Genomic DNA, 7,460 nt, shown 5'->3' on the forward strand with positions numbered 1-7,460 from the left:
AGGTGTGGGGCGAACAGACCGACGTGCCGGAAAGTAGTGACTGGTACAATGCCGGTTACATCATTACTTGGGGTTCCAACGTACCGCAGACCCGTACGCCGGATGCTCACTTCCTCACCGAAGTTCGCTACAAAGGCACCAAAGTTATTTCCGTTTCGCCGGACTATGCGGAATCTACAACGGCCGCTGATACGTGGCTCAATGTAAAAGCCGGTTCTGATGCGGCCCTTGCCATGGCCATGGGTCATGTTATTTTAAAAGAATACTATGTGGACAAAGAAACGCCGATGTTCCTCGACTACGCCAAACGCTACACGGACTTCCCGTTCCTCGTTCGTTTGGATGAAAAAGACGGCAAGTTCACGGCCGGTCATTTCTTGACGGCCAAAGACATGGGCGATTTGTCGCAACATAGCGAATTTAAGTATTATGTGCTCGATGAAAAGAGTAACAAACTCGTTATCCCTAACGGCCAGATGGGGCACCGTTGGTCTGATAAAACGAAGTGGAATTTAAAACTCGAAAACAGTGAAACCGGCGAACCTATCAGCCCTAAATTATCTTTCATTGACGAAAAGGATGATTTAAAAACAGTAACCTTGCCGTTCTTCGGTCATTTGGACAATACGGCCACCTTATCCCGTCGTGTGCCGGTTAAACGGATGAAGACGGCTGACGGTGAAGTCTATGTTACTACTGTTTACGATTTATTGTTAGCCAACTACGGCGTTGACCGCGGTCTCGGCGGTGAAGTGAATACGGACTATGAAAGCGATACACCGTTCACGCCGGCTTGGCAGGAAAAATATACCGGTATCAAACCGGACATGGTGATTCACACGGCGCGCGAATTTGCAGATAATGCCATTGCTACCCAAGGTCGCTCCCTCATCATCATGGGTGGCGGTATTAACCACTGGTTCCATGCGGACATTATTTATCGCGCCGTGTTGAACCTTGTCCTCTTCTGTGCCTGCGAAGGTAAAAACGGTGGTGGTTGGGCTCACTATGTAGGCCAGGAAAAATTACGTCCTGCCGAAGGTTGGGGCGCTATCATGACAGCTAAAGATTGGCAGCCGGTACCGCGTTTGCAAAATGGTACGTCCTTCTTCTACTTCGCCACCGACCAATGGCGCAGTGACGAAATGGATACTAATGATTTGACGTCCGCCCTCGTGGAACCGCGTTATCGTCATGTAGGCGACTACAATGTGTTGGCCGCTCGCTTGGGTTGGTTGCCGTCCTATCCGACCTTTAAAACAAGCAGTGCCGATATTTATAAAAATGCCGCGAAAGCAGGTTATACCGAATTTGGTGATGTGAAGAACTTCGTAGCGCAGCAGCTTAAAAATAAAGAGTTGGAATTTGCCGTACAGGATCCGGATGCACCGGAAAACTTCCCACGCAACCTCATTGTATGGCGTGCCAACCTGATTACGTCGTCTTCTAAGGGCCACGAATACTTTATGAAACACTTGCTCGGTACGAAAGACGGCCTCCTTGAATCGGATACACCGACCGTTAAACCGACCGAGATTAAATGGCGTGAAGAAGCGGGCAAGGGTAAACTCGATTTGCTCATCGACCTCGATTTCTGTATGGCCGGTTCCGCTCTCTATTCCGACATCGTATTGCCAACTGCTACTTGGTATGAAAAAACCGACTTATCCTCCACCGATATGCATCCGTTCGTGCATCCGTTCCAGCCGGCCGTAGATCCGGGCTGGGAAGCGAAAACGGACTGGGATATTTTCTTAACCTTAGGTCAAGCCGTTTCCAAACTGGCCAAAGAAGTGAATATGCCGGTATATCGTGACATCGTAGCTACGCCGCTGGGGCACGACTCGGAAGCGGAACTTGCGCAGCCGGGCGGACTTGTTAAAGATTGGAGTCGCGGTGAATGTGAACCGATTCCGGGCAAAACGATGCCGCAGCTCGTAGAAGTGGAACGCGATTATACACGTATTTTTGAAAAACAACGTGCCTTAGGGCCAAATCTGGCTAATGGCACAGTCGGTGCTCACGGTATTGCCGTTAACATCGCTGAACAATACGAAGAATTAAAAGCGCGCAACGGTGTAATCCGCCGTCGCCCTCAGAATTCAACAGCCCCTGAAGGTGCTACGGATGGTGCGGGCCGTGTTATCTCCACAGTTGATGATGTAGGTGCCGGTTGCCCATCCATTGAAGATGCGTACCATGCTTGCCAGGCCGTATTGACTTTATCGTCTGCTACTAACGGCGCCGTAGCCCATAAGAGCTGGGCTAAAGCGGAAGAATTGACCGGTCTTAAAGACTTAACGAAGATGACCGGTGGCCGCAGCGGCGAGAAGATTACTTTTGAAGATATTGTAGCGCAGCCGCGCCTCGTTATCAGCACCCCGATTTTCACGGGTAATGGCAAAGATAATCGCCGTTATACGCCGTTTACCAATAATGTGGAACTCCTCATGCCGTTCCGCACCATTACGGGCCGTCAGTCCTACTTCCTCGACCATGACATCATGGCGGAATGGGGCGAACAGATGGCTACGTTCAAACCGATTTTGGCGTACGCGCCGATGCGCGAAAGCTTGCCAAACGACGGCATTCCGGAAATTACACTTAAATACTTAACGCCACACAACAAGTGGAGTATTCACAGTATGTACTTCGATACGCCGCACATGTTGACCCTGTTCCGCGGCGGTCAATCTGTATGGCTCAATGAAGATGATGCCAATGAAATCGGCGTAGCCGACAATGATTGGATTGAATTATATAACAGCAATGGCGTGGTGGCCTCCCGTGCCGTAGTAACTCCGCGTATTCCGCGCGGTCTAGTTTACATGCACCATGCACAGGACCGTCACATCAACGTACCGGGCACCTCCCTTACGGGCGGTCGTGGCGGTACGCACAATACGCCGACACGTATTCACATGAAACCGACCCATATGATTGGGGGCTACGGACAATTGAGTTATGGGTTTAACTATTACGGACCTACCGGTAATCAGCGCGACATGCTTGTGGTAGTGCGTAAGATGAAGGAGGTTGATTGGCTTGAAGATTAAAGCACAAATTTCGATGGTCATGAATTTAGATAAATGTATCGGCTGTCATACTTGCTCGATTACTTGTAAAAACACGTGGACGAACCGTGAAGGTGCGGAATACATGTATTTTAACAATGTAGAAACAAAACCGGGCATCGGCTATCCGAAACATTGGGAAGACCAGAACCGTTGGAAGGGCGGCTGGATTCTAAAAGACGGCAAACTGCAGCTCGCTACGGGCTCCAAGGGCAATCGTCTGATGAAACTCTTTTTCCATCCGGAACAGCCGGAGCTGAAAGATTATTTCGAGCCATGGACCTATGACTATGAAACCTTGATTCATTCGAAACGTAAAAACAATCAGCCGGTGGCCCGTCCCCGCTCTTTGATTACGAAGGAAAAGATGGAAATCGAATGGGGTCCTAACTGGGAAGATGATTTGGCTGGCGGCAACACGGCCCGCGCCGATGTGAACCTTCAAAAAATAGGCCAAAACATCGCCCTTGATTTCCACGATATTTTTATGAAATATTTGCCCCGTCTTTGCAATCACTGCTTGAATCCGGCCTGTGTGGCGGCTTGTCCGTCCGGCGCCATCTACAAACGTGACGAAGACGGCGTTGTCCTCATCTCGCAAGATGTACGCCGCGGTTGGCGCCATTGTGTACCCGCTTGCCCGTATAAAAAGATTTATTATAACTGGCAGACCAATAAGGCTGAAAAATGCGTATTCTGTTACCCTCGTTTGGAAAACGGGTTGCCACAGATTTGTGCCGATACCTGCGTAGGTCGTATGCGTTATGTAGGTGTATTGCTCTACGATATGGATAAAGTGGAAGCGGTGGCCTCCACGGAAAATCCACAAGACATTTATGGCAATATGCTTGATGTGCTGCTCGACCCGCATGATCCGGCTGTAGCGAGAGCTGCTAAAGAACAGGGAATTCCTGACAACTGGATTAAAGCGGCTAAAGAATCGCCGGTGTTCCGCCTCATTAAAGAATGGCAAATCGCTTTGCCGCTCCATGCAGAATACCGAACGGTACCAATGGTATGGTACGTGCCGCCAATGAGTCCGATTTTACATAAAGATGCGGCGTCGGTACATTTCCCTGAAGCGGAAGCGATGCGTATTCCGGTAGCTTATTTGGCACAGATTTTCTCTGCCGGCAATGAAGACGTTATCCGCCGTGTATTGGGCACTTTGCTTGACTTGCGTCGTTATATGCAGCGTCGCACGCGCGGTGAAGCAACGGCTGAATATGATGCTAAATACGGTGAACATACCTTGTATGATATGTATCGCTTGCTCGGGATTGCCAAATACCGCGATCGCTACCGCATTCCGGCGGGCGTTAATGCGACGCAGGAAGAAAAACGTTTGCATCAGGGCGTAGGTGGCTTCAGTGATTGTGCCTTCGGCGGTTGCGGCGGTTCCGCTCCGAGTGCTTCCGGTTGTAACGGCTGTGCCGGAGGTGGCCATGAGTAATTCTATGGAAACAACAAATCAAACTACCTTGGATAAAGAAGCTTTGCAATTGAGTGCTTATTTGCTGAGCTATCCTACAGCGGAATGGCGCGAAGCCTTGCCGGACGTACAGTCCGCCTGGCGCGCTTGGCCGGAGAGCCCTCTTAAGGAGAGCCTTGGAGCTGTTTTGGATTATATCCTGAACGAACAAGCCCGCGAATATGAGGACGAATACGTACGTGTTTTCGACTTCAGCGGCAATACTAATATGTATTTAACATCCTATGATGCGACGAATGCGGAAGAACAGGCGTCGGAATTGTTGGAATATAAAGCGTTTTTTCAAAAACACGGGTATGATATAGCTCGCGAGTTGCCGGATTATGTGCCGGCCATCCTCGAGCTCTGCAGTACTTTAGAACCTGTGGAAGCGTTGGAGATTTTACAGCATGGCAAAGAAGGCCTCACCACGCTTCGTCAACGACTCATTGACGGTAAACAGGTGCATGCTTTTGTGCTTGATGTAGTATTACAAATTTTAGAACGTTGGGAGGGAACATTAGGATGAGTGAATTTATTTGGGTCGCCTTACCCTATCTTGCGTTTATCTTTCTAGTTTTCGGTTCGGCCGTGCGCTATACTGTGTCGGAACGGACGTGGACCACGAAGTCCAGTGAGTTTTTGGAGAAAAAATCGCTTCGCATTGCCGGTCCTTTATTCCACTTTGCGTTGCTCCTCGTATTTCTCGGCCACGTTGGTGGGATTTTGGTGCCTCAAGAAGTAACGGAAATGGTTGGCGTCGATGAGCATCTCTATCACATGGGGGCCTTTTACATCGGCGGCGTAGCCGGCGTCTTGTTGATAGTAGGCTTCTTGCTTCTTATGAAACGCCGTTTTACGTCCTCCTATTTGAAGGTCAATACATCGTCCATGGATGTGTGGCTCTTCTTATTCTTAGGAATTACTATTTTGACGGGCTTCATGGGGACCATGTTAAATGCAGATGGAGCTTTTAACTATCGCGAATATATCGGCCCGTGGTTCCGCAGCTTGCTTATTATGCAGCCGAAACCGGAATTGATGCTGAACATTCCGATTATGTTTAAGGTGCACATGTTCTCGTGGATGGCGGTTTGTTTTATCTTCCCGTTCAGCCGACTGGTGCACTGCTTAAGCTTTCCGTTCTTGTACTTGTGGCGCAGTGCCATCGTGTATCGGCGCCACTAGTCGTTTTCGATGTAAGCAACATATAGTATAAGTAGCATATAGTGTAAGTAACGTATTACGTAAAGCGAATGCACAATGTAAAGTGTCAGCAACGTATATAGTTAAATATTATAGGGAGACTCCTCGAACGTATGAGGAGTCTTTTTATTTAGTAAGAGAAATGATTGAATCCGGGTTGAGAAGAATGTATAGTCTTTTAATGATTAATTTAGTGAATAGCCTATACCGATTGTGAATAGGTGTCTGTAAAACGTCAAAAAATAGGTAGGATTGTTCGAATTTTTTGTTTAGGTAGCGTCAAAAATTAAAATTTAAGATATATAATTGGTAATTATTATCATTAATAATGACTGGGGACTTAGCTAATAATCGAGTGCTTTTTTAGAAAAATTAATGGTACGGTGTGTATTTACCATAAAAAGTAATCGCCCGTTCCGCAGGTGTGTACCGAAAAAACGAATGTGCTTAACACAAAAATATAGAGATTTATGCATAGCTTTAGATGAGGGGGTATATAAAAGACTAATGTTTACGCGGATAGGATTTTCAGACCCGCTTTTAATGTATATTCTATGCATATTAATACCTGAATATGACAAAACAAGTGTACTTTTAGTATATCGAATGTCAACGAAGTGCGATTAGAATCACAATAATTGATATTTTGCGAAAAGTTCTCAATAGACATAAATACTTGATTAAACTGCATAGACCACGTTTGAAAGCCCTCTTGATGTGTGCTATGATTAAGTCATCAGAAAATCTCGTTTTAAGTTGAGGAGGGATTACTTTGCGTACTATCGATGTAGCAAAAGTGACGGAAACAGTAGCCCAAATGTGTAAAAATGCGGCTTACTATTTACCACAAGACGTATATGAAGGTTTAAAAGCCGGTCGTGAAACTGAAAAATCTCCGGTTGGTTGCGTAGTATTAGACCAGATTATTAAAAATGCCGAAATCGCTCGTGAAGAAGATCGTCCAATTTGCCAGGATACCGGTTATACTATCGTATTCTTGGAAGTAGGTCAGGATGTTCACTTCGAAGGTGGCGACTTACAGCAAGCTGTTCAAGACGGCGTTGCTAAAGGTTATGTAGAAGGTTATTTACGTAAATCCGTAGTGGCAGAACCTTTATTTAACCGTAAAAACACCGGTAACAACACTCCTTGTATCATTTATACAAGCATCGTACCTGGCGACAAAGTTAAAATCGACATGGAACTTAAAGGTTTCGGTTCCGAAAATAAATCCGGCGTAAAAATGTTGGTACCTGCTGATGGCGTTGAAGGCGTTAAAAATGCAGTTATGGAAATCGTTAAAAAAGCCGGCCCTAACCCATGCCCTCCAATGGTTCTTGGCGTAGGTATCGGCGGTACTATGGACTATGCAGCATTACTTTCCAAAAAAGCATTGCTTCGTTCCACTAAAAAACGCAACGATATGCCTGAATATGCTAAATTAGAAGAAGAATTGTTGGAAATGATCAACAAAACAGGTATCGGACCTCAGCTTGGTGGTACCACTACAGCATTAGCAGTTAACATCGAATGGGCCGCTACCCATATTGCCGGTCTTCCTGTAGCCGTGACAATTTGCTGCCATGCAAGCCGTCATGCCGAAGAAATTCTTTAATTCAAGGGGAGGAAGATAACAATGGCTGAATCAAAAACAATTCATATTACGACACCTTTAACTGAAGAAGTGTCCAGAACATTAAGAGCCGGCG

Annotated in this window: 5 protein-coding genes; all 5 read left to right on the forward strand. The window is 46.8% G+C overall.

Going from position 1 to position 7,460, the window contains the following annotated elements; translation table 11 throughout:
- Positions 1-3,056 (forward strand): nitrate reductase subunit alpha (locus E7204_RS07910; RefSeq protein WP_295183339.1); only part of this gene is annotated, 3,056 nt, incomplete at its 5' end.
- Positions 3,046-4,527 carry a nitrate reductase subunit beta gene (narH, locus tag E7204_RS07915; protein WP_295183341.1) on the forward strand — a complete coding sequence of 494 codons (1,482 nt, stop codon included), beginning with the start codon at positions 3,046-3,048 and terminating at the stop codon, positions 4,525-4,527. The genes E7204_RS07910 and narH, both read left to right, overlap by 11 nt.
- Positions 4,520-5,074, forward strand: a complete 555-nt coding sequence (gene narJ, locus E7204_RS07920) for a nitrate reductase molybdenum cofactor assembly chaperone (RefSeq protein WP_295183343.1) — start codon at positions 4,520-4,522, stop codon at positions 5,072-5,074. Before narH ends, narJ begins: the two co-directional genes overlap by 8 nt.
- Positions 5,071-5,733 (forward strand): respiratory nitrate reductase subunit gamma, encoded by a 663-nt coding sequence (gene narI / locus E7204_RS07925; RefSeq protein ID WP_295183345.1) that lies wholly within the window; start codon positions 5,071-5,073, stop codon positions 5,731-5,733. Before narJ ends, narI begins: the two co-directional genes overlap by 4 nt.
- A 790-nt stretch (positions 5,734-6,523) precedes the next feature.
- Positions 6,524-7,366, forward strand: a complete 843-nt coding sequence (locus tag E7204_RS07930; RefSeq protein WP_021841516.1) for a fumarate hydratase — start codon at positions 6,524-6,526, stop codon at positions 7,364-7,366.
- Positions 7,367-7,460: the final 94 nt, after the last annotated feature.

Origin of the sequence: Veillonella sp. (genome assembly GCF_015058545.1) — a bacterium.
Classification (GTDB): Bacteria; Bacillota; Negativicutes; order Veillonellales; family Veillonellaceae; genus Veillonella_A.